The sequence below is a fragment of the Agrococcus lahaulensis DSM 17612 genome, from assembly GCF_000425105.1.
In the GTDB taxonomy this organism is placed as follows: Bacteria; Actinomycetota; Actinomycetes; order Actinomycetales; family Microbacteriaceae; genus Agrococcus; species Agrococcus lahaulensis.
Genome location: NZ_AULD01000005.1, coordinates 207,261 through 230,995 on the forward strand (window position 1 = coordinate 207,261; position 23,735 = coordinate 230,995).

Annotated in this window: 17 protein-coding genes; 7 read left to right on the top strand and 10 right to left on the bottom strand. The window is 72.3% G+C overall.

What is annotated here, in order from left to right; translation table 11 throughout:
- Positions 1–4: 4 nt before the first annotated feature.
- Positions 5–1,327, top strand: coding sequence for a glycosyltransferase 87 family protein (locus tag H508_RS13850; protein ID WP_051222484.1), 1,323 nt, complete (start codon positions 5–7; stop codon positions 1,325–1,327).
- Between the two features lie 19 nt (positions 1,328–1,346).
- Here the strand turns inward: H508_RS13850 and H508_RS0101445 are convergent, their stop codons facing one another.
- Positions 1,347–2,633 carry an adenylosuccinate synthase gene (locus H508_RS0101445; protein WP_026372742.1) on the bottom strand — a complete coding sequence of 429 codons (1,287 nt, stop codon included), beginning with the start codon at positions 2,631–2,633 and terminating at the stop codon, positions 1,347–1,349.
- Between the two features lie 38 nt (positions 2,634–2,671).
- Positions 2,672–3,229 (bottom strand): TetR/AcrR family transcriptional regulator, encoded by a 558-nt coding sequence (locus H508_RS0101450; protein WP_026372743.1) that lies wholly within the window; start codon positions 3,227–3,229, stop codon positions 2,672–2,674.
- 93 nt (positions 3,230–3,322) lie between these two features.
- On the opposite strand from H508_RS0101450, the gene H508_RS13855 reads away from it, so the two are divergent.
- Together H508_RS13855 and H508_RS0101460 are read left to right on the top strand one after the other, a co-directional pair.
- On the top strand, positions 3,323–3,970 hold the full coding sequence (locus H508_RS13855) for a hypothetical protein (RefSeq protein ID WP_051222487.1): 648 nt from the start codon (positions 3,323–3,325) through the stop codon (positions 3,968–3,970).
- A complete protein-coding gene (locus H508_RS0101460) occupies positions 3,967–5,976 on the top strand; it encodes a YhgE/Pip domain-containing protein (RefSeq protein WP_026372744.1) in 2,010 nt (669 codons plus the stop codon). Before H508_RS13855 ends, H508_RS0101460 begins: the two co-directional genes overlap by 4 nt.
- A gap of 66 nt (positions 5,977–6,042) precedes the next feature.
- Here H508_RS0101460 and H508_RS17270 read toward each other — a convergent pair whose 3' ends face one another.
- From H508_RS17270 to H508_RS16530, 4 genes are all read right to left on the bottom strand, one after another.
- Positions 6,043–6,195 (bottom strand): hypothetical protein, encoded by a 153-nt coding sequence (locus H508_RS17270; protein WP_156905948.1) that lies wholly within the window; start codon positions 6,193–6,195, stop codon positions 6,043–6,045.
- Between the two features lie 43 nt (positions 6,196–6,238).
- Positions 6,239–7,588, bottom strand: a complete 1,350-nt coding sequence (locus H508_RS0101470) for a TIGR01777 family oxidoreductase (protein WP_026372745.1) — start codon at positions 7,586–7,588, stop codon at positions 6,239–6,241.
- A gap of 74 nt (positions 7,589–7,662) precedes the next feature.
- Positions 7,663–8,145, bottom strand: coding sequence for an SRPBCC family protein (locus H508_RS0101475; protein ID WP_026372746.1), 483 nt, complete (start codon positions 8,143–8,145; stop codon positions 7,663–7,665).
- 39 nt (positions 8,146–8,184) lie between these two features.
- Positions 8,185–8,610, bottom strand: coding sequence for an SRPBCC family protein (locus H508_RS16530; RefSeq protein ID WP_026372747.1), 426 nt, complete (start codon positions 8,608–8,610; stop codon positions 8,185–8,187).
- 175 nt (positions 8,611–8,785) lie between these two features.
- Between H508_RS16530 and argG the strand changes: the two genes are divergently transcribed.
- Positions 8,786–10,207 carry an argininosuccinate synthase gene (gene argG, locus H508_RS0101485; RefSeq protein WP_026372748.1) on the top strand — a complete coding sequence of 474 codons (1,422 nt, stop codon included), beginning with the start codon at positions 8,786–8,788 and terminating at the stop codon, positions 10,205–10,207.
- Positions 10,208–10,268: 61 nt separating this feature from the next.
- Here the strand turns inward: argG and H508_RS0101490 are convergent, their stop codons facing one another.
- Positions 10,269–10,784 (bottom strand): DUF2231 domain-containing protein, encoded by a 516-nt coding sequence (locus H508_RS0101490; protein WP_026372749.1) that lies wholly within the window; start codon positions 10,782–10,784, stop codon positions 10,269–10,271.
- Between the two features lie 133 nt (positions 10,785–10,917).
- On the opposite strand from H508_RS0101490, the gene H508_RS0101495 reads away from it, so the two are divergent.
- From H508_RS0101495 to H508_RS17275, 3 genes are all read left to right on the top strand, one after another.
- On the top strand, positions 10,918–15,627 hold the full coding sequence (locus H508_RS0101495; RefSeq protein WP_026372750.1) for a DEAD/DEAH box helicase: 4,710 nt from the start codon (positions 10,918–10,920) through the stop codon (positions 15,625–15,627).
- A 28-nt stretch (positions 15,628–15,655) separates the two neighbouring features.
- Positions 15,656–16,450: a DNA-formamidopyrimidine glycosylase family protein gene (locus tag H508_RS0101500; protein ID WP_026372751.1), complete on the top strand. Its 795-nt coding sequence runs from the start codon at positions 15,656–15,658 to the stop codon at positions 16,448–16,450.
- A gap of 91 nt (positions 16,451–16,541) precedes the next feature.
- The gene (locus H508_RS17275; RefSeq protein WP_156905949.1) at positions 16,542–16,931 is read left to right on the top strand and encodes a hypothetical protein; all 390 of its coding nucleotides are present in this window, start codon (positions 16,542–16,544) and stop codon (positions 16,929–16,931) included.
- A 450-nt stretch (positions 16,932–17,381) separates the two neighbouring features.
- On the opposite strand, the gene H508_RS0101515 is transcribed toward H508_RS17275, so the two are convergent.
- From H508_RS0101515 to H508_RS17005, 3 genes are all read right to left on the bottom strand, one after another.
- On the bottom strand, positions 17,382–18,002 hold the full coding sequence (locus H508_RS0101515; RefSeq protein WP_026372754.1) for a TrmH family RNA methyltransferase: 621 nt from the start codon (positions 18,000–18,002) through the stop codon (positions 17,382–17,384).
- 17 nt (positions 18,003–18,019) lie between these two features.
- Positions 18,020–18,979, bottom strand: coding sequence for a class C sortase (locus tag H508_RS13865; RefSeq protein ID WP_156905950.1), 960 nt, complete (start codon positions 18,977–18,979; stop codon positions 18,020–18,022).
- A 72-nt stretch (positions 18,980–19,051) separates the two neighbouring features.
- Entirely contained in the window at positions 19,052–23,545 is a 4,494-nt protein-coding gene (locus H508_RS17005) for a SpaH/EbpB family LPXTG-anchored major pilin (protein WP_084154910.1), read from the bottom strand.
- Positions 23,546–23,735 lie beyond the last annotated feature (190 nt).

A 23,735-nucleotide genomic window follows, 5' to 3' on the forward strand; every position in this document is an offset into this window, starting at 1 on the left:
TCGCTTGACTGGGCAGACGAACGATCGCGCGGCAGTCGCTCCGCGGATCATCCGTCGCGCGCAGACCGCTGACTTCGCCGACCGCATGCTCACGCGCCGTTGGCTCGTGCGCGCCTTCCTGCTGCTGCACGGGGCGTCGCTCCTCGCCCTGCTGCCGGCGATCATCGCGGGCGGCACGGTCGGTGACCTGCCGCTCTACCGTGAGTGGGCGATGGCCGCGTTCGAGGGCGACGAGATCGTCGGGATCGACACCGACTGGGTCTACCCGCTGCTCGCGTGGCTGCCGATCGGCGCGGCCAACCTGCTCGGCGCCCCGCTCTACCAGCTGCTGTGGCTCCTCATGACGGCCGCGCTCAACTGGTGGGCCGTCTGGGTGCTGAGCGACGGCGGTCGCAGCCGTCGGGGCATGCTCGCCGCGCACGCCTTCATGCTCGGCTTCCTGCTGCTGAGCCCCGTCGCGCTGCTGCGCCTCGAGGGCGTCACCGGGCCGCTCGTCATCGTCGGGCTCGTGTGGCTCTCGCGCCGACCGCTCGTCGCGGGCGCGCTGCTCGCGGTCGCGACCTGGATCAAGGTGTGGCCCGCGATGGTGATCGCGGCGATCGTCGCGGTGCACCGCGACCGCTGGCTCGTCGTGCTGGCCGGCTTCGGCGTCACCGCCGCGACCGCCGCGATCAGCGCGACGCTCGGCGGCATCCCGCACCTGATGAGCTTCCTCACGATGCAGACCGACCGCGCGCTGCAGCTCGAGGCGCCGATCGCGACGCCGTGGGTGTGGGCGGCAGCGCTCGACGTGTTCGGCTCCCGCGTCTACCAGAACCGGGCGCTCGCGACGCGCGAGGTCGTCGGCCCGCTCGACGGCGGGGCGATCCTGCTCTCGACGCCGCTGCTCATCGCCGCGGTCGCATGCATCGCGGTGCTGCTGCTCTGGGCGAGGCGGCGCGGCGCCGACTCGCGCGAGCTGCTGCTCGTCGGCGCCTTCGCGCTCGTCGCCGCATCGATCGTCTTCAACAAGGTCGGCTCGCCGCAGTACCTGCTGTGGCTGCTGCCGATCGCCGCGGTCGCGATGGCGCGGCCCACCGCCTGGTGGCGGCGGATGACGGCGCTGCTGCTCGTCACGTCGCTGCTGACGACGCTCGTCTTCCCGATCTTCTACATGCCGCTCGTGCGCCTCGAGTGGTTCGCGGTGCTGCTGCTCTCGGCGCGCAACCTGCTGCTCGTGGCCCTGCTGCTCGCGGCGATCGCGAAGCTCGTCCAGCTCGGCCGGGCCGGCGGGCTCGGATCCCGCGCGACGGTCTCGACGAACACGCAGCCGCTCGCGCTCGTCTGACGCGGGGGCCGCGCGACACTCAGTCGATGAGGTCGTGCACCTGCACGATCGCCTCGCGGTCGGCCCCCACGCCGATCGCCGAGATGCGGCTGCCGGAGCGCTCCTCGAGGAAGCGCACGTAGGCCCGCGCGTTCGCCGGGAGGTCGGAGAGCTCGCGCGCCCCGGTGATGTCCTCGCTCCAGCCGGGCAGCGACTCGTAGATCGGCTTCGCGTGATGGAAGTCGCTCTGCGAGACGGGCAGCTCGTCGAAGCGCTCGCCGTCGACGTCGTACGCGACGCACACCGGGATCGACTCGATGCCGGTGAGTACGTCGAGCTTCGTGAGCACGATGTCGGTGAGGCCGTTGATGCGCGAGGCGTAGCGGGTCAGCACGGTGTCGTTCCAGCCGCAGCGGCGCGGGCGCCCGGTCGTGGTGCCGAACTCGAAGCCCTGCTTGCGCAGCAGCTCGCCCCACTCGTCGAAGAGCTCGGTCGGGAACGGGCCCGCGCCGACGCGCGTCGTGTACGCCTTGACGATGCCGATCACGCGGTCGAGGCGCGAGGGGGCGATTCCCGAGCCGGAGGCCGCACCGGCGGCCGTCGCGGTCGACGAGGTCACGAACGGGTAGGTGCCGTGGTCGATGTCGAGCATCGTCGCCTGGCCGGCCTCGAACACGACGGTGCGACCGTCGTCGAGGGCGCGCGAGAGCTCGAGACCCGTGTCGGCGACCATCGGCCGCAGCCGCTCGACGTAGGAGGTGAGGTCGTCGAAGATCTCGTCGCACGTGACGGCGCGGCGGTTGTAGACCTTCGTGAGCAGGTGGTTCTTCGAGTCGAGCGCGCCGTCGATCTTCTGCCGCAGGATCGACTCGTCGAAGAGGTCCTGCACGCGGATGCCGACGCGGTTGATCTTGTCGGCGTAGGCCGGCCCGATGCCGCGCCCGGTGGTGCCGATCGAGCGCTTCCCGAGGAAGCGCTCCGTCACCTTGTCGAGCGTGCGGTGGTAGTCGGTGATGATGTGCGCGTTCGCCGAGATGCGCAGCCGCGACACGTCGACGCCGCGCGCCGAGAGCGCCTCGAGCTCGTGGAAGAGCACCTCGAGGTCGATGACGACGCCGTTGCCGATCACGGGCGTGACGCCCGGCGTCAGGATGCCGGACGGCAGCAGGTGCAGCGCGTACTTCTCGTCCCCGACGACGACGGTGTGGCCGGCGTTGTTGCCGCCGTTGAACTTCACGACGAAGTCGGTGCGGCTGCCGAGCAGGTCGGTCGCCTTCCCCTTGCCCTCGTCGCCCCACTGGGCGCCGACGATGACGATTCCTGGCATGGGTCTCCCCCTCGGACGGGTGCGGCGTACGCCCCAGCCTATCGGGCGGCTGTGCCGGGCGCTCCCGAGCCGACCGCCGCGACGCACTCGTCGATGGTCCGATCGGGCGAGAACGCGAGCCGCTCGAACCCCACCATGATGAACGCGCCGAGCCGAGCGGCGGCGTCGACGCCGGATGCGGGGCGGCCGTCGGCCGCGAGGGCGGCGCCGAGCTCGTCGAGCAGCACGGCGCGGTGGCCCGCGAGCGTCGCGCGCCAGGGCCGGTCGGTGCGGAAGAGCTCGCCCACGACGACCTTCGCGACGTGCGGGTCGGCCTCGAGGCCCTCGAGCATCGCGCGCGCGACGGCATCGAGCGCGGCGCCTGGCTCGGCATCCTCTCGGGCGTCGCGGATGCGCCCCGAGACGCGCGCGATGGCCTCGTCGATGAGCGACTCGAAGATCGCTTCCTTCGAGGGGAAGGAGTAGTAGACGCTGCCCTTCGCGACGCCTGCGCGCGCGGCGATCTCGTCGACCGTCGTCGCGCTCACGCCGCGCTCGGCGGCGAGCTCGGCGGCCGCGACCAGCACCTTGTCGCGGCTGCGGTTGGGGCGTGCCATGGCTCCTCCTCGTCCGGAAGCATCCTGTCGCATCCATTGTTGTACTGACCAGTCAGTATAGATTACGATCGCCGACGGAGAGAGGAGCAGCGGATGCGCATCGAGCTGATCGACGCGGCGAAGGGCCGCGGCGAGGCGCTGCCGCCGACGTCGCTCGCGTTCGAGAGCGGCGAGGCGGTGCGCGTGGTGGTCGAGACGGAGCAGCGGCCGACCGTGGTGGGCCTGCTCGCGTCCGGACGGATGCGGCCCGACGCGGGCGCGCTGCTGCTCGACGGTGAGCGCGGCCGCCGCCGCGAGGTGCGTCACCGCACGGCTCTCGTCGACGCGCCGCGGGTGAGCGACCCCGAGCCCGACGTGTCGCTCGGCGGCGCGATCGCCGAGGAGCTGCTCTACGCCGGCGTGCCCGGCGACCCCCGCAGCGTGCGCCGCTGGGCCGCGCAGCTCGGCGTCGACCACCTGCGCGCGCTGCCGATCGCCGACGTCGAGCCGGCTGTGCGCATCCGCGTGCTCGCCGAGCTCGCGGTGCTCCGCGACCGGGTCGAGGCGATCGTGCTCGTGAGCCCCGACCGCCACGGCGGCGACCCCCGCGCGTGGTGGGCGGAGGCGCGACGGCTGGCCGATCGAGGCTTCGCCGTGCTCGTCGTGTGCGGCGAGGCCGCGGACGCCGTGCTGCGCGCCGATGAGACGCCCGAGGCCGCCGAGGGCGCCGAGCACGCGCAGCCAGAGGAGGCCGCCGCATGACCGTCCCGCAGCTCATCGCGGCCGAGCTCCGCCGCCTCGTCGCCACCCGCATGGGTCGCCTCGCGCTCCTCGCGCTCGCGCTCGTGCCGCTGCTCTACGGCGGCGTCTACCTCTGGGCCAACCAGGACCCGTACGCGCAGCTCGACGAGCTGCCCGTGGCGCTCGTCGTCGACGACGCGGGCGACGACGGGCGCGTCGTCGGCGACGAGGTGGCCGACCGGCTCGTAGCCGACGGCGCCTTCGACTGGCATCGGGTGAGCGCCGAGGAAGCGTCGGCCGGGGTCGCCGACGCGACGTACGACTTCTCGGTGACGCTGCCGGCCTCCTTCTCCGCAGACCTCGCGAGCGCAGCGGGCGACGACCCGCACCGAGCGGTCGTGGCGCTGTCGACGAACGACGCGAACAGCTACCTCGCGACGACGATCGGCACGCAGGCCGCCGAGCGCATCCGCTCTGCGGTCGCGCGATCGGTGGGCGAGGAGGCGGCCTCGCGCATGCTGCTCGCGATCAGCGACATCCGCGACGGCCTCGTCGACGCGCACGACGGCGCGGCCACCCTGACCGAAGGCGCCGACGACGCCGCCTCGGGTGCCTCACGGCTCGCGAGCGGCGCCGATGCGCTCGCCGACGGCACCGGGCAGCTCTCGACCGGTGCCGCCGCGCTCGCCGACGGCACCGTCAGGCTCGCCGACGGCGCGGGCCGCCTCGACGACGGGCTCGGGCAGCTCGAGCAGGCGACCGCGTCGCTGCCGGCGCAGACCCGCCAGCTCGCCGACGGCGCACAGCAGGTCGCCGAAGGCGATGCGCGCATCGCCGCGATCGGCGGCGAGGTGGCCGACGCGGTCGCGCCGGTCGCCGCACGGGTGCCCGAGGCGCGCGCGGCGATCGTCGAGCGGCTGCAGCAGGCGGGCCTCGACGACGCGCAGATCGCTGCCGCGCTCAGCCCGCTCGACGGCCTGGGCGACGACGTCGCGGCGGCGGACGCCCGCGTGCAGGACGCGAGCGCGCAGCTCGACCGGCTCGCGGCCGGGGCGCAGCAGCTGGCCGACGGCGCCGAGCGGCTCGCGAGCGCCTCGCCGCAGCTCGCCGCAGGCATCGCGAGCGCCGCGGACGGCGCCAGCGACCTCGCCGACGGCGCCGCGGAGGTGCACGACGGCGCTGCCCGGCTCGCCGACGGGGCCGCGTCCGCCGCGAGCGGCGCGGGCGAGCTCGCCACCGGCGCTCACGCGCTCGACGACGGGCTCGGGCGGCTCGACGAAGGCACCGCGCAGCTGCGCGACGGCCTCGGCGACGCGGTCGCGCAGATCCCCGTCACGACCGAGCAGGAGCGCGCCGCGCAGTCGTCGATGATCTCTGATCCGGTGCGGACCGACGCCGACGCGGTCGCCTCCGCCAGCTCCTACGGCGCTGGCCTCGCGCCCTTCTTCCTGTCGCTCGCCGCGTGGATCGGCATGTACGCGCTCATGCTCATCCTCAAGCCCCTCTCGCGGCGCGCGATCACGGCGCTGCGCTCACCCGTGCGCGTCTCGCTCGCGGCCTGGCTCATCCCCACGCTCATCGGCACGGCCCAGATGGCGGCGCTGCTCGCGATCGTCGGCCTCGCGCTCGGGTTCCCCATCGCGCATCCAGCCCTCATGCTCGGGATGATGGTGCTCGCCGTCGCGACGTTCGCGGCGATCATCGTGGCGCTGAACACGTGGCTCGGCTCCGTCGGGCAGTTCCTCGGACTCGTGCTCATGGTCGTGCAGCTCGTCACCGCGGGCGGCACGTTCCCGTGGCAGACGCTGCCGGCGCCGCTCGCGGCCCTGCACCACGCGCTGCCGATGAGCTACGCCGTCGACGGCCTCCGGCAGCTCATGTACGGCGGCTCGATGGCGGCCGCGGGCGCGGATGCGCTCGTGCTCGTCGCGTTCGGGGCCGGGGCGCTCGCGCTCATCGTGCTGGGTGTCGCGAGGATGGTCGACCACCGCACGCTCCGCGACCTGCAGCCGAGCCTCATCGGCTGAGGCGTCGCCCGCCGCTCTGCTGGCCGAGGCGGCCCGTCAGCGCTGGGCCCGGTCGCCGCCGCCGAGTCAGTAGCCGTAGCCGTCCGACTCCTCGGCGTTCTCGCGCTGCGCCTCCGCGGGGCTCTCGTCCTGCTCCGCCTCGTCGCGCGCGTGCGCGTTCGTCTCCTCGGCGGCCTCGTCGCCGCGGGGGTCCTGCGCGTTCGGGTCGATGCCGGTCATGTCGTCTCCTCTCGTCACCGCCGCTCTGGCGGGCAGTTCGGGCCTAGCGGCCCGCTTCGCGCATGCGGCCCAGCTGGTGCCGCAGCGAGTCCTCGAGCCGGGGCCGCCGGAAGCGGTGGCCGAGCTCGGTCAGGCGCGCGGGCACGGCCCGCTGGTCGGCGAGCGCGAGCTCGTCGGCACCGCGCCGCCCCAGCAGCACGCGCGGCCCGAGCGCCGGCGTCGGCACGAGCGCCGGGCGGCGCAGCACGCGCGCGAGCGTCTCGGCGTACTCGCGCTGCTGCACCGGATGCGGTGCCACGGCGTTCACGGGACCGGCGAGCCGATCGTCGGTGAGCGCCCGCAGGTAGATGTCGAGCAGGTCGTCGAGGTCGATCCACGACTGCCAGTGCTCGCCGCCGGCGAGCGGCCCGCCGAGCCCCGCGGCGTAGAGCGGCGCGAGCACCTGCAGCACGCCGCCGCGCGGCGACTGCACGAGCCCGGTGCGCACCTGCACGGCCCGCATGCGCCCCTCGGCGGCGACCGCCGCATCCGCCTCCCAGTCGACCACGACGCGAGCGACGAAGTCGTCGCCGGCACCGGCGGCCTCGGTGAGCTGCTCGCTGCCGCGGTCGGTGCCGTATCGGCCGATGCCCGAGGCGCTCACGAACACGCGCACGCCGCTCGTGGCCGCGATCTCCGCGAGCTTGCGCGTGGGGCCGACGCGGCTGTCGCGCACGGCGCGGCGGTGCCGCTCGCCGAGCCGGCCGAAGATCGACGCGCCCGCGAGGTGCACGACCGCGTCGACGCCGTCGAGCAGATCGGCGGCGGGCGCGTCGGGATCCCAGCGACGTTCGCCGCGCGAGGCCGGCTCGTGCCGCACGAGCCGCACGACGTCGTGCCCGCCGGTCGTCAGCAGCGCCACGAGCGCGGTGCCGATGAGGCCGGATGCGCCGGTGACGGCGACCGTCATGGGGGCGGCGGCGGCCTCGCGGTGCGCCGCGAGGTCGTCGGCGAGCTGCCGGTGCCGGTAGACGAACATCGGGCGGAGCGCCCGCGAGCCGACGACGGTCTCGACGCGGTCGTGCACGAGCGTGCGCTCCTCGCCGCGCGGCTCGAAGCGGTGCTCGTGGCGCCAGCGCAGCGCCGCGAGCGGGATCGAGCCGAGCCCCGCATCCACCCGTTCGTCGACGAACGCGCGACCGGGCTCGAAGCCGCTCGGGTCGTGCTGCGCGGCCCAGACGATGCCGCCCGGCAGCGCGAGCTCGGCGCGCCCGTCGGCGAGCGAGTCCGCTTCACGGCGAACGCGCCCGGGGAGCCACGGCGGCGAGAGCCGCTGCAGCGCCCCCGGGCGCGCGTGCCAGGCGAAGACGTCGGCGAGACGCGCTTCGACGATGCTCGAGTGCTCGATGCCCATGGTGCGGACGCTACGCGAGCGGACCCAGCCGTCGGCTGTGGATCGGCCGAGCCTGCGGTGCTGCTGGCTCGGCGCTACTGGCCGAGCCGGTCGGCCGGGCGCTCGACGTCGCCGTCCCAGCCGGCGTCGACGGCCTGCTGCGCGGGCGCGGCCTCGGCGATCTCCTTGAAGCGCTTGAGGTCCTGCTTGATCTGCAGGTCGTCGACCTGCAGCGCCGCACCGGCGGCCTCGACGAGCCCCTGCGGCTTCCAGTCGATCTGGACGTTGACGCGCGTGGTGTCGTCATCGATGCGGTGGAAGGTCACGACGCCGGCGTGCGTCTCGCCGTCCGTGCTGCGCCACGCGACGCGCTCGTCGAGGTGCTGCTCGGTGATCTCTGCGTCGAACTCGCGCTCGACGCCCTTGATCGAGACGACCCAGTGGAGCATCGTGTCGGTCTGCTGCGTGATGGACTCGACTCCGCCCATGAACTTCGGGAAGTCCTCGAACTGCGTCCAGAGCGCGTAGACGGCGCTGATCGGGGCCTTGACGTCGATGCTGTCGGTGACCTGAGGCATGGCGATGCTCCTTACCTGTTGTGGATCGGGTCTGCGACGCTATGCGGCTTGGCTGAGCGTGCCCTCCGCGAGCGCTCGGAACCTCAGCAGATCGCAGCGGATCGTGAGCTCGTCGAGCTCCTTGTCGTCGGTGCGGCGCGGCACGTCGCCGCGCGGCGAGACGATGACGCGCACGGTCACGAGCGTGCGGTGCGGCGTGACCTCGGCGAGGTCGATCCACCAGCCGAGCGTCGACTGGTCGACGCTCACGAAGGCGAGCCGCTCGTCGGGCACGTGCTCGGTGACGATGGCGTAGAAGCTGGACGGCAGCCCACCGAGCGAGACGCGCCACCGCAGGCGCTCGCTCGTCTCGGCGTAGACGGAGTCGACGCCGGTGAGGAACTCGGGGTAGTGCTCGAACGACGTCCACAGCCGGAACACCTCGGAGCGAGGCGCGTCGACCTCGAACTGCTCATCGACCTGCATCGTCGCCTCCGATCGCTTCGCGATCCGGTGGGTCGCGAGAAGCTGGCGGGGAACAGGTCATGTCCCCCAAACGAAGCGTGGCACGCCGCGCTGGGAGCGGCAATCGGCCTGCTCTCAGGTTGCACCCCTACGCCCGGCGGACGGGACGCATCCGACCCGAACGTAGGATTGAGGCATGTCCAAGGTCCTCTCCTCCCTCCCCGTCGGCGAGCGCGTCGGCATCGCCTTCTCGGGCGGCCTCGACACCTCGTGCGCCGTCGCGTGGATGCGCCACAACGGCGCCGTGCCGTACACCTACACCGCCGACATCGGGCAGTACGACGAGCCCGACATCGACGCGGTGCCGGGTCGCGCGACCGCCTACGGCGCGGAGGGCTCGCGGCTCGTCGACGCGAAGGACGCGCTCGTGGAGGAGGGCCTCGTCGCGCTCGCGACCGGTGCGTTCCACATCCGCTCGGCCGGCCGCACCTACTTCAACACGACGCCGCTCGGCCGCGCTGTCACCGGCATGCTGCTCGTGCGTGCCATGAAGGAGGACGGCGTCGAGATCTGGGGTGACGGGTCGACCTACAAGGGCAACGACATCGAGCGCTTCTACCGCTACGGCCTCATGGCAAACCCGGCCCTGCGCATCTACAAGCCGTGGCTCGACGAGCGCTTCGTCACCGAGCTCGGCGGCCGCAAGGAGATGTCGGAGTGGCTCGTCGCGCACGGCTACCCCTACCGCGACGCGACCGAGAAGGCCTACTCGACCGACGCGAACATCTGGGGCGCGACGCACGAGGCGAAGATGCTCGAGCACCTCGACACCTCGATGGAGGTCGTCGAGCCGATCATGGGCGTGCGCTTCTGGGACGAGTCGGTCGAGATCCAGACCGAGGAGGTCACGATCCGCTTCGAGGCGGGGCGCCCTGTCTCGATCAACGGCGCGGAGTTCCCGGATGCGGTGGCCCTCGTCCACGAGGCCAACACGATCGGCGGCCGGCACGGCCTCGGCATGAGCGACCAGATCGAGAACCGCATCATCGAGGCGAAGAGCCGCGGCATCTATGAGGCGCCGGGCATGGCGCTGCTGCACATCGCCTACGAGCGGCTGCTCAACGCCATCCACAACGAGGACACGATCGCGACCTACCACGAGCAGGGCCGCCGCCTCGGGCGCCTCATGTACGAGGGTCGCTGGCTCGACCCGCAGTCGCTCATGCTGCGCGAGTCGATCCAGCGCTGGGTCGGCTCGTCGGTCACGGGCGAGGTCGTGCTGCGGCTGCGCCGCGGCGAGGACTACTCGATCCTCGACACCCGCGGCGAGACCTTCTCGTACCACCCCGACAAGCTCTCGATGGAGCGCGTCGGCGACGCGGCCTTCGACCCGTCCGACCGGATCGGGCAGCTGACGATGCGCAACCTCGACATCGCCGACTCGCGCTCGCGGCTCGAGGGCTACGCGGCGGCCGGCCTTGTCGAGGGCGAGACGGCGAAGCTGCTCGGCGCGCTCGAGATCGGCCGCTCGGAGGAGATCGTGGCATCGCCCGACGCCGACCCCGAGGCGATCGAGCAGTGGAACGACCGCGCGGCGATGGACCTCGGCACGGATTAGCGTCCGGAAGTTCCGTTGCGTCGCGCACTCGTCGCGCGGAGGTGAGCCCGGGCCGGGGCGGCTACGCCCGCTCGGCCAGCCCCTCCGCCTGATCCTTCTCCGCCGCGACGCGGATGCCGTAGTGGTAGGCGAGCTCGCCGCCGAGGAAGCCCGAGACGCCGACGAGCGCGATGCCGACGAGGCTGATCACCACCGCGGCCACGCTCACCTCGTCGTGCCCCTCGTTCGAGCGCACGAACCAGCCGATCGCGAAGACCACGAGCGCGACGGTGTTGAGCGCCCCGTGGATGAGACCCATCCGCTTGGCCTTCGTGCGCCCGGGGATCACGCTGTAGTCGAGCACGCCCATCACAGCAGCGAGCACCGCCCCGACGATGCCGATCGCGATGAGCACCTGCGCGCCGAGCAGGAAGCCCGAGGGGTCGTCGGCGAAGATCGCGAGCACGTCGAAGACGAGGCTCGCGATCCACGCGCCGATCGGCACGGTGATGAGCACGGGGTGGAACGGGTGCCCGTACCACCCCTGGAGCACGGTGCGCGGGCGCTTGCCGCGGTCGAAGTCGAGCTGATCCGGCACGGTTCCTCCTCGCTGGGTCGCGGCCATCGCCGCGTCGGGTGGGCTCACAGTAGCCCTGTCATCCGAGAGCGTCGAGGGCTCCGCCGAGCGCCAGCCGAGCGGACGCTGAGCGCCGCTGTGCTGTACTGACCGGATGGGCGGCGCCCTCGACCTCTTCTCCCCCGCGACCCGCGCGTGGTTCACGGGGGCCTTCCGCACGCCGACGCCGGTGCAGGAGGAGGCGTGGACCGCCATCGCGCGCGGCGACCACTCGCTCGTCGTCGCCCCGACGGGCTCGGGCAAGACGCTCGCGGCCTTCCTGTGGTCGATCGACCGGCTGCACCGCGAGGACGCCGCGCCGCACGCGGAGCGCGAGCCGGGCGTGCGCGTGCTCTACGTCTCGCCGCTCAAGGCGCTCGCCGTCGACGTCGACCGCAACCTGCGCGCTCCGCTCGCGGGCATCGCGGCGCAGGGCCGCGGCGACGGGATCGAGCCGCCGCCGATCCGCATCGGGCTCCGCACGGGCGACACCCCGCAGGAGGAGCGCCGCGCGCAGGCGAAGCACCCGCCCGACATCCTCATCACGACGCCCGAGTCGCTCTTCCTCCTGCTCACGAGCCGCGCTCGCGAGACGCTCCGCACCGTCGAGACCGTCATCGTCGACGAGGTGCACGCCGTCGTGCCGACGAAGCGCGGCTCGCACCTCGCGCTGAGCCTCGAGCGGCTCGACGCGCAGCTCGCGCGGCCCGCGCAGCGCATCGGCCTCTCGGCGACCGTCAGCCCCGTCGAGGAGGTCGCCGCGTTCCTCGGCGGGCCGGCTCCCGTCGCGATCGTCGCGCCGCCGAGCGAGAAGACGATCGAGCTCACGATCACGGTCCCGGTCGACGACATGACCGACCTGCGGGCGCCGCAGCGGCGCGACCAGCCGGGCTCGGCACCGACGGGCAGCGCCTTCGGCTCGATCGAGGAGCAGCCCGAGCAGCAGTCGATCTGGCCGCACATCGAGCGCGAGGTGCTCGAGCTCGTCGACCGGCACCGCTCGACGATCGTGTTCGTCAACGCCCGGCGCGCGGCCGAGCGGCTCACCGCCAGGCTCAATGAGCTCGACGCCGAGCGGCTCGACGCGGCCGAGGCGGAAGGGCTCGGCGAGGGCTCGGTGGCGGATGCGTCGTCGGGCGCGGGGGACGGCGTCGTCCTGCGCGACGTGCGCGAGCACATCCGCCTCCGGCTCGCCGAGCGCGCCGCCGCGCGCGAGGCCGGCGGGGACGACGCCGACGCCCCGCCGCTCGCACGCGCCCACCACGGCTCGGTGTCGAAGGAGCAGCGCGCCGAGATCGAGGACCAGCTGAAGTCGGGCAGGCTGCGCTGCGTCGTCGCGACCTCGAGCCTCGAGCTCGGGATCGACATGGGCGAGGTCGACCTCGTCGTGCAGGTCGAGTCGCCGCCGAGCACCGCGAGCGGCCTGCAGCGCGTCGGCCGCGCCGGCCACTCGGTCGGCGACGCCTCGCGCGGCGTGCTCATCCCGAAGCACCGCGCCGACCTGCTCCACGCGACGGTCGTCGCCGATCGGATGGCGCGCGGCGAGCTCGAGCCCATCCGCATGCCGCGGCACCCGCTCGACGTGCTCGCGCAGCAGACGGTCGCGGCGGCGGCGATGGACGAGCTCGACGTCGACGAGTGGTTCCAGACCGTGCGGCGCTCGGTGCCCTTCGCGCAGCTGCCGCGCAGCGCCTTCGACGCGACGCTCGACCTCGTCTCAGGCGTCTACCCGAGCGACGAGTTCGCCGAGCTCCGGCCGCGCGTCGTGTGGGATCGCGACGCCGGCACGATCACCGGGCGGCCGAGCGCGCAGCGCATCGCCGTCTCGAGCGGCGGCACGATCCCCGATCGCGGCCTCTTCGGCGTCTTCCTCGCCGGGCAGGAAGGGCGGCCGGGCGCGCGCGTCGGCGAGCTCGACGAGGAGATGGTCTACGAGTCGCGCGCGGGCGACGTCTTCGCGCTCGGCGCGACGAGCTGGCGCGTCGTCGACATCACGCACGACCGCGTGCTCGTCGTGCCCGCGTTCGGCGAGGTCGGCAAGCTGCCGTTCTGGCACGGCGACGCCGAGGGCCGCCCCGCCGACCTCGGCCGCTCGATCGGCCGCGCGACCGCGGCGCTCGCCGCCGGCTCCGGCATCGACCTGCCCCACTCCGACGAGCGCGCGATCCGCAACCTCGACGCCTACGTGCGCGACCAGCTCGCCGCGACGGGCGCGGTGCCGACAGACGCGCAGCTCGTCGTCGAGCGATCGCGCGACGAGCTCGGCGACTGGCGGCTCATCGTGCACTCCCCGTGGGGCCGGCGCGTGCACGCGCCGTGGGCGCTCGCGATCGACCGCCGGCTGCGCGAGGACCGCGACCTCGGCGCGGCCGCGATGGCCTCCGACGACGGCATCGTCATCCGCATCCCCGACTCCGACGCCGAGCCGCCCGGCGCCGAGCTCATCCGCTTCGAGCCCGACGAGCTCGAGCGCATCGTCGAGACCGAGGCGGGCGGCACGGCGCTGTTCGCGAGCCGCTTCCGCGAGTGCGCGTCGCGCGCGCTGCTGCTGCCGAAGCGCGACCCCTCGCGCCGCGCGCCGCTGTGGCAGCAGCGGCAGCGCGCGGCGCAGCTGCTCGACGTCGCCAAGCGCTACCCCGACTTCCCCATCGTGCTCGAGGCGCTCCGCGAGGTGCTGCAGGACGCCTACGACCTGCCGGCGCTGCGCCAGCTCGCCGAGCGGCTGCAGCACGGCGACATCCGCGTCGTCGAGGTCGAGACGCCGAGCCCCTCCCCCTTCGCCCATCACCTGCTGTTCGGCTACGTCGGCGCGTTCCTCTACGAGGGCGACGCGCCGCTCGCCGAGCGCCGCGCGGCCGCGCTCACCCTCGATCCGGCGCTCCTCGCCGAGGTGCTGGGCCAGTCGGCGCTGCGCGAGCTGCTCGATGAGGAGATCGTCGCCCGCACCGAGCTCGAGCTGCAGCGGCTCGCACCCGATCGCCGCGCGCGCGGCGTCGAGGGCGCCGCCGACCTGCTGCGGCTGCTCGGGCCGCTCACCGTCGAGGAGCTCGCCGTCCGGCTCGAGGGCGCGCCGGGCGCGACCGTCGAGACGACCCAGACGGCGGCGGATGCGTCGGCACCGGTTGCCGCGGACACGGACCTGCCGCACACGGCTCCCGGGCACCTCACGACCGCCGCCGCGGCGGCGATCGCCGACGAGCTCGTCGCCGCGCGACGCGTCGTGCGGGTGCGGATCGGCGCCGACGAGCGGCTCGCCGCGATCGAGGACGTCGCGCGGCTCCGCGACGCGCTCGGCGTGCCGCCCCCGCCCGGCGTGCCCTCGGCGCTGCTCGAGGCAGTCGCCGACCCCATCGGCGACGTCGTCGCCCGGCACGCGCGCACGCACGGCCCCTTCACGGTGGAGGAGGCATCCGCTCGCCTCACGCTCGCACCCGCGGTCGTGCGCTCCGCGCTCCGCGCGCTCGAGCGGCAGGGCCGCGTCGTGCCGGGCGCCTACCGCGCGCGCGGCACGGGTGAGGAGTGGATCGACGCGCAAGTGCTCTCGCGCCTCAAGCGCCGCAGCCTGCAGGCGCTGCGCAGCGACGTCGAGCCCGTCGACCACGCCGTCTTCGCCGACCACCTGCTCGCCCACCAGCGGGTGACGCGACCGCTCTCGGGCGTCGACGGGCTGCTCGAGGCGATCGACCGGCTCGACGGCATGCCGCTGCCGCTCAGCGCGCTCGAGACGCTCATCCTGCCCTCGCGCGTGAAGGACTACCGGCCCTCGATGCTCGACGAGGTGACCGCCGCGGGGCTCGTCACGTGGGTCGGCGCGGGCGAGCTGAGCGCGCGCGACGGCCGCATCGTGCTGCGCGCGGCCGACACCGTCGAGCAGCGCCGCGACGTCGAGCACGACGACCCCGACGCATCCGCCGTGCTCGAGGCGCTCGGCGGCGGCGGGGCGCTCTTCGCGCGGCAGCTGAGCGAGATCACCGCGCTCGACCTCGTGCGGCTCGGCGAAGTGCTGTGGCCGCTCGTGTGGGCCGGGCGCATCACGAACGACACGATCGCGCCGCTGCGCGCCCACTTGCTCGGTGCCCGCGCACGCACGCCCCCGGCGCCCAGCCGGCGGGCGGCGCCCGTGAGCCGGCGGCGGCTCGCGACCGCGCGGCCGATCCGGGCGGAGGCGCTGCCGACGCTCGCGGGCCGGTGGCTGCTCGCGTCGAAGCCGGCCGGCTCGACGACCGAGCGCGCCGCGCAAGTGGCGGATGCGCTGCTCGCGCGCTACGGCGTCGTCACGCGCGGGAGCGTCGTCGCCGAAGACGTGCCGGGCGGCTTCCACGGCGTCTACCAAGTGCTCAAGGCCTTCGAGGAGGCCGGCCACACCCGCCGCGGCTACTTCGTCGACGCGCTCGGGGCCGCGCAGTTCGCCGACGGGCCGGTCGTCGACGCGCTGCGGGCGCGCCAGTCGGGCGGCGTGAGCGAGGCGGTCGCGACGGTGCCGGCCGTCGATCCCGCGAACCCGTTCGGCGCCGCGCTGCCGTGGCCGGAAGCGCGCGGCGACCACCGCCCGACACGCCGCGTCGGCGCGCTCACGACGATCGCATCCGGGCGCTGCGTGCTGCACCTCGAGCGCGGCGGCCGCTCGCTCCTGACGTTCACCGACGACGAGGACGTGCTCGTCAAGGCGCTGTCGAGCATGACGGATGCGGTGATCCGGCTCGGCGGTCGGCGACGCGTCGTCGAGACGGTCGACGGCCGCTCGTCGCTCGAGCCCGTCATCGCGCCGCTGCTCGACCGCGCGGGCTTGCGCCGCACGCCGCGCGGCTTCCGGATCGGCCACTGATGGGCCGCGACTCGATGGGCGGCGGCTGATGCCCGAGGGCGACACGATCTACCGCGCGGCCGTCCGCCTCGGCCAAGCGATGGCCGGGCGCGTGCTGACCCGCAGCGACTTCCGCGTGCCGCGGCTCGCGACCGCCGACCTCGCCGGCGAGCGCATCGAGGAAGTGCGCTCGGTCGGCAAGCACCTGCTCATGCGCGGCGAGCGGCACACCATCCACTCGCACGCCGGCATGGATGGCCTGTGGCACGTGCTCGAGCACGGTCGCCGCGCGCCCGTGCCGGCCCACACCATCCGGGTGGTGCTCGCCACCGATGAGCATGACATCGTCGGGTCGGCGCTGCCGGTGCTCGAGCTGCTCCCGCGCGAGCACGACTGGGATGCCGTCGCGCACCTCGGCCCCGACCTGCTCTCGCCCGAGTGGAGCGAGGCGGATGCGGCCGAGGCGGCCAGGCGGCTGCGCGCGACCGGGGTGCCGGTCGGCGTGGCCCTCCTCGACCAGACGGCAGTCGCGGGGCTCGGCAACGTCTTCCGCGGCGAGCTGTGCTTCCTGCGCGGCGTGCACCCCGCCACGCCGATCGGCGAGGTCGACGTCGAGCCGATCGTCGCGCTCGCGCGCCGGCTGATGATCGCGAACCGCGACCGGACGGAGCGCACCTTCACGGGCGATGCGCGGCGCGGCCGCCGCACGTGGGTCTACGGCCGCGGCGGGCAGCCGTGCTTGCGCTGCGGCACGCGCATCCGGGACGCGATGCTCGGCATGGAGGACGGCATGCTGCGGCAGGTGCAGTGGTGCCCGCGCTGCCAGCGCCTTCCCGTCGCCTGAGCCGCTGCGCGCCGCGAGCGATTCGGGCGTCCGCTCCGTCCCGGTGGTCGGCCGGGGCGACAGCTTGTTCGGCACGTTCGCACCCTGATCGGTGACGATCGCCGTATCGCCAGACCTAGGCGGTTCCGTCGATGCGCGGGGGGAATCGGCGTTCTACGATCGCATTCACCAGGGCTACGAGCGGCTGATCGATGCCCTCGACGCCGTCGACGTACTCGATTCCCCGACGGTCGGCGATAGCCTCGATACCGACCGCACTCAGCGCAGCCACGGTCCGGTCGAGGCACTCGCTGAGCTCGACTGCTGCCACCGGCCGGATCGGCACGGCCGCGAGCACACTCGCGACCACTTCCTCCGGGAGCTGCATATCGTCCGCGTGATTCACGCTGGAAGCCGCACGGGCGCCGCAGTGCAACCGTCGAAGGCGGTCGCTATGCCGCTCTGCGCGGTGACCGACCATGAAGCCGACCCCACACGATAGTTGTACTGGTGCGTCGTCCCACCCCTGCTCTCGTACACCTGTTTGCCGCCCCTGCTGAACTGCACGTTGCCGGACGAGCGCAGCTCCACCACGACGTAGACCCACTGGCCGTCTGGGCACACCGGGGAGCCAGATGCTCTGGTTTGTACGGCGCTTGCCGGGGCGATCCCCACGAACATCAGAGCCAACGCACCGAGCAGGGCGACGCTTCCAAATTCCTCGTCTTCACGGTCAATCCTCCTCGCTCTCCCCCGTCAGCGCGAGAGCGCGGACTGTCGAGAAACCTAGAGGGACGAGTCGGTCTCCGTCAATCAGTCGAGCGATATCCGTACGCGCACTGTGCGGCGCTTGCGCCCCGGAGCGCTTGAACCACTCAGACACCGCTTCCGTGAACCTCGACCCGATACGAGCCTCGGCGGCGGACGAGCGGAGGCACGAGATTGCGGCCGCTCAGCGCGTCCACTCCCGTACCCACTCGTGCATGACGATCGCCGCCGCCGCGGCCGCGTTGATCGACCGCGTCGAGCCGAACTGGCGGATCTGCACGTGCGCATCCGCGACCGCCATCGCCGCATCCGTGAGCCCGGGCCCCTCCTGCCCGAACAGCAGCACGCACCGCTCGGGCAGCGGCGCCGCGTCGACCGGCACCGACCCCTCCGTGTTGTCGACGGCCACGATCGCGAGGCCGGCGTCGCTCGCCCACGCCGCGAACGCATCCGTCGTCTCGTGGTGCTCGATGCGCTGGTAGCGGTCGGTCACCATCGCACCACGGCGGTTCCAGCGCCGCTTGCCGATGATGTGCACGGCGGATGCGGAGAAGGCGTTGGCGGTGCGCACGATCGAGCCGATGTTGAGGTCGTGCTGCCAGTTCTCGATCGCGACGTGGAAGCCGTGGCGGCGCGAGTCGAGGTCGGCGACGATCGCCTCGAGCCGCCAGTAGCGGTAGCGGTCGACGACGTTGCGGCGGTCGCCGTGCTCGAGCAGCTCGGGGTCGAGGCGCTCGTCGTCGGGCCACGCGCCCGGCCACGGGCCGACGCCGACCTCGAGCTGGGGTTCGTCGGCGGGCTGCACCGACCCAGGCTAGGCGCTCAGAGGATGAGGAACGGACCCGTCACGGGCGCCGGCTCGCGCTCGCGCCTGAGCGAGCGCGCCGGTCGCGCGACCAGCTTGGCGCTCAGGCTGCGCCCGCCGACCGCGATCGCCCAGCCGCTCGAGAGCGCGACGGCCCACCACGGCGGCCCGGGGATCTCGGGCATGGCGGCGGCTTCGGCTGTGGCCTCGGGGGTCGGGATGCGCTCCCCCACGACGACGATGCGGTGGCTGTTGATGCCCAGCGGCGTGCAGGTGACGAGGCTCACCAGGTCGCGGCCCGACTCGGGCAGCAGCAGCTCGGTGTCGCCGGGCTCGACGACCTGCACGTCACGCACCTGGTAGGTCAGCACCTCGCCGTAGACGTCGAGCTCGAACGTCTCGCCGACCGCGACCCGGTCGAGGTCGCTGAAGAGCACCGACTCCGGCAGGCCGCGGTGGCCCGTGAGCACGCTGTGCGTGCCGGGCCCGCCGACCGGGAGCGCGGAGCCGAGCAGGTGGCCGACGCCCTTCCGCAGCGTCTCCTCGTCGGTGCCGTGGTAGATCGGCAGGTCGACGTCGATGGAGGGGATGCGGATGCGTGCCATCACCTCGGCGGGACCGAGGTCGAGCTGCTCCTCGTACGCCGCGACGATCGCCCGCTGATCGCTGAGCGGCGTGCGGCCGTAGGGGTCGATGAGCGCGCCGCCCGTGAGGGTCTGGTTGTAGGCGCGGGCGGCAGTGAGCTCCTGCTCGCGGCCTTCGGGTCCGAGCTGCTCCATGACGTCGGCGTAGGCGCTCACGCGCTGCGACTGCTCGAGCTGCGAGAACCAGCTCGCGATCGTCGGGTAGAGGAGGACCGCGATGCCAACCATCACCATCAGCGCGGCGACCAGCGAGGTCGCGCTCGCCTTCCGGCGGCGCTGCGGCGCGGCGGCGGCCGGGCTGGCCGGTGCCGGCGCTGCTGCGATGGCGGTCATGCTGCTCCTCGTGGAAAGGATCGAGCCCCCGCAGCGGCGGCTGGGGTCGCTGCTGCGGGGGCTCGGTCTGGATCAGGCCTGGTTCTCGGCCTGGGTCTTGCGGCGGCGGAGCAGCACGAAGCCGAGCCCGCCGAGGATGAGGCCGGCGCCGCCGATCATGAAGGCGGCCTGGCCCGCGCCACCGGTGATGGGGAGCGTGTAGGCCGGCACCTGCGCGTTCGTGACCGTCAGCTCGATGTCCTCGTTCGTGCCCACGGGCACGTCCACGGTCCACGACGACGTGCTGCCGATCTGGAACCCCGAGGGCGCGCGCTCCTCGCGGACGACGTACTGCGCGGAGCCGTCCACGTTCGTGCGGAGGCCGTGGATCGTCACGATGCCGTCCGCGCCCGATGTGAACTCGGTCACGCCGTTGATCGCGAGCGGGTTCGCGAAGCCCGTGTCCGTTGTGGCGTAGACGCTGAAGACAGCGCCCTGCAGCGGCGTCGCGGGGGCCGTCGCGTCGGTCTTGAGGATCTCGATGCCGCCCCAGTTCTCCACGACCTGGTTCGACGTGACGACGCCGTTGCCGTTGACGACCACGCGACCGGTGTTGGCGACCTTGCCGTTGGACGTCATCGCGACGACGGTGGTGTCGATGGTCACCACGACCGCAGCACCGGGGTTGGCGCGCAGCGCGGAGACGCCCGCACCCTCGAAGGTGACGGTGACCGTGCCGCCCGCGGTCGCCGGAGCGGTGACGGAGAAGGCGGTGCTGGCGAGCGCGGTGCCCGCGACGCTGACGGTGGCGGAGCCCTCGACGTAGTCGAGCGTCGGATCGAGCGCGTCCTCGATCGCGTAGCTCGTGAGCGAGGTGTTCTGCGAGGCGATGGGAGCGCTGGACCGGATCGTCCAGGTCAGCTTCGAACCGAGGCCCTGGGGGGCGTAGCCCGAGACCTCCTTCGAGGCACCGATGACGGAGTTCTTCGGATAGACGTGCACGTCGTACTGCCACGTGTTGTTCTCGGCCTGCGGCACGGCGACGATGAAGGGCTCACCGGGGATCACGACGTTCGAGCTGCCGTTCGTAACGGTCGGGAGACCCAGTTCCTGCACGATGTACGCGCCCAGCGGGAGGCTCCCGAACTGCGCGACGCCCGCGCCGAGGGTGGCGTGCGTCGCCGTCGTCAGCTGGCGCGCGTCGCCGAGGGAGTAGTTGTCGGGGTTGGCGACGATGTCGCGCGCGCTCATCGCGGGCAGACCGGCCCAGTCAGCGTTGTCGCGCACGTCGAACGTGCCGATCTGCCGGACCTGGAACAGCACGCCGTTGATCGGCGTCTGGCCGGCGAGGTCGGCTGCCGAGAGCGGCGAACCGGTGCTCGTCGGGAGCGTCGTCGCGGGCTGCTCGTACTTGTGGATGACGATCGAGCCCTGGCGGTTCGTGTCGATGTTCGGGGCGGCGGAGGCGGGCAGAGCCCCGCCGAGGATCGTCACGGTCGCGATCGCGGCCGCTCCGAGGCCGGCGGCGATGCGCGCCGCGCGGCTCTTCTTGATGGTTGCCATGGCGGCAGTTCCCTTCTGGATTCGTGCAGAGAGCAAGCTGATGGACGGGGGCTTGACGGTGGGGCTCTCGGGGAGTCCCGGTTCGCGCTGCGCCGAGCGGCGCGAGCGGAAGATCATGAGCGCGAGGGCGAGGAGCAGCAGCGCTCCGCCGCCGATCACGTAGGTGTCGGAGCCGATGCCGCCAGTGAGCGGGAGGACGAGCGCCGGCGGAGCCGCATTGACGAATCGGTAGACGTCATGGCTGCCCGCTGCCGGGGCCTGGATCGCTTCGCGATCGATGCCGACCCACGTGCCGTCTGGCATCTGGCGCTGGACCGCGAGTTGCAGGTAGGCGTAGTCACTCCGCTCGCTGAGCGAGTAGGTGTGCTCCGGTCGCGCTTCGAATGTGTTGGTCTCGACATCGCCGGCACCGTTCGCCTCGAAGACGTGAAGATCGAGCTCGGGGTGCTGCGCGGGAGTCGCGCGCATGGTGAACCAGCTCGCATCGAGCCCGCCAGGGAACTGCTCGGTCGAGATCACCTTGAGCAGCGTGATCCGGGCGGTCCTCTGCGTCACCTCACAGCGAACGTGCTGGCCGAGCGGCACCACGACGAGCGCGTTGCCGGACTCGATGCTCTCCCCCGGCGCATCGTCCCGACTGACAAGCAGACAGTCCCAGTCGCTCGGGATGTAGGTGTCTGCGCCACCACGGCTCGCGAGCTCGAACGTTCCCGGGCTGACCTGTCTGGCAGTGCCGGACTCGAAGCTGAGCGCAGCGCCGCCTACAGGAGTCGCAGTCAGTGCCCAGGACAGCGGACCGGCGTCACCTTCCACGTGGTTTACAAGCGTGAGAGTGGTGTCGCAGGTGACGTAGTTCGTGACCGTGATCGTGGTGTGCCCTCGCGTCAGTGCGATCGGCTGCGACGTCGGCTGGGGTTCCTCGCGACCCTCTACCGAAACGGATACGTCATCCAAGCGGCACGACGCACCGCCGAAGGTCGTCGTCGTCTCGGTGACGGTCACGGAGACGCCAGGACTGTAGCCGTCCCTCAGCTCGCTCCACGTGACGTCCTCGAGCGCTCCATCAGTGCCAGTGATCTCTGCTGCAGCTTCGAAGCCAGCGGGACGGTCCTCGTGGTCCAGCACGGGGCCACCGTTCAGGACCCAATGCTTCTCGAGCGTGACGGCGACAGCCACTGGGGTCTCGACTAGGGCGTTAGCGGTCAGCATGTGGGCACCGGAGATGGCCGTGGCCGACGCTTGGTTGACGAGCTTCTGACCGCGCCGGGCCTCGTTGAGCCTCACCTGCAGGCTCAGCACGACCGACGCGCCGGGTGAGAGCTGTCCCGAACCGACCCACCTCAGTTGGTTGCCCGTCGGGCCGGAGAGCGTGCCGGAGGCCGAAGCCGCTGCGGAGTTCTCGACATAGGTAGCGCCGTTCAGGACGTCCGTCAGATTGTCCGTGATCGTCGGGGCCGAGAGAGGCAGGCGACCGCTGTTGGTGAGAGTGATGTCGTACCGAACGTTCTGAGCGGCCGTGCCCACTGTGCCGGCGGAAAGATCAGAGGTCTTTTCCAACCGGATCTGAGGCGCCGCCAGCCGAATCGGGTGATCTTCGACCTCTCCGCTCGTCGTGAATCCAGTCGGGGTCAGAGACGTGCCGGCATTCGCGATGCGGACGCGCAGGTAGGTCGAACTGGCATCGGTGGCGGGCACGACATCCGTCGGGATGGTCCACGTGAGCGTCGCTCGCATCTGCGTACCGCCGGACGGGAGTTCGCATACTCCGGACGCCGAGGCCTCGCCCGCGCTGAAGACGCCGTCCCCGTTGAAGTCGATCCAGCCCTGGACGGCCGCGCGTTGTTGCACCGCGGTGGGCCCAATGCAGCTAACAGATATCGACTGCTGCGAGAGCGGCGACGCGTACAGGTCCACCGTCCGCTGTCCTGTGACTGTCCGGCTCGTGGCGTCCGTGAAACCAAAGGTCGCGTCTTCGTCGTCGGGGGCCCCGGCAAGGTCGTCCGCCGTACCGAGCGAGCCTGCCGGGTAGGCGCTATCGGCGTCGATGTGGGTGCCGAGACGGAGAGCGGGTGCGGTCTGCGACGCAAGCACATAGCTCGGACCGAAGACAGACGTCAGCCCGTCCTCCCATCCACAGATGATGATGAGGGTGCACGACCATGACCGTCGCACCACCTCGCCGCCGATCCAGCCAGGCTGGAATGCAGCAGCGGCATGACCGTAGCTCTCGGGAGCATCACCAAAATCCATGGGCAGGATGACTCCAAGTGCGATCGCACTCTTCCCTCCTCCGACGACGGCCACATCAGCAAGACGCGAGGCCCCCTGTGCGAGCGCTACGACGGTCGGGCCGGCGTTGCAGTCGGCATTCGCGACAGCGCCTCGGAGCTCGAGCCGACCTTCCACAGCGGCCGGCTGAATCACCCGGGTCGCCTGTGTGCAGCCACCATCGCGATAGGTGTCCAGGATCCGCCAGGTGCTGCCAGCTGGCGCCGTCGCTGCTACGTACTCGTCGTTTCGCGACTGCTCTGCGTCGGCGAACACCAGGCCCCCGAGAGGCAAGTTCTGCTCGCCCCGCATCGCCACGCAGGAGACGTCGAAGGTGGCGCTTCCGCGATCCGCCGCGTTCGCCAGTCCTACAAGGCGGTCGTTACCGGGAGCCGTTGTCGAGCTCCAGTAGAGCTGGTTGAAGCCAGCCTTCGACCAAGCCGTCGGTCGATACGGGACGAGCGCTTCGCTCGCAGTCAGCCCGCTCAGCGTGCACGTGACGGTGATCTGCTGGCCGGCGGCCACAACCGCGTGGGTGTACGAACCGTTCGCGATCGCCCTTGCGGGGTTCCACTCAATCCACTCGATCGCTGGCCCGTGCGTGCTGGCTCCACCACGAGCGACTGCTGCCTGTGCTTCAGTGGCGAGCGGCAGCGGGGACAGCGGAAGGATGAATCCGGCAACCACACCGAGCACAAGCATCCCGATCGTCGCGCTCATCGAGCGGCGTCGGGCTGCGAAAGTGCGGGCGCGCATGCGGATTCTGCTCCTCGTGACGGAGTGAAGAAGGGACGGGGCACCGGAGGCACGGCCAGCTCTCGCTAGGCGGCGCGGTGCCCTCCGGTGGGATGTCTCCAACGTATTGAGTCGAACTCAAGTAACCGGTTCCAAAGCCGCAATGGCGGCTGAGTTTCGCTTGACGAAACCTCAGCATCCTCCAAAGTCG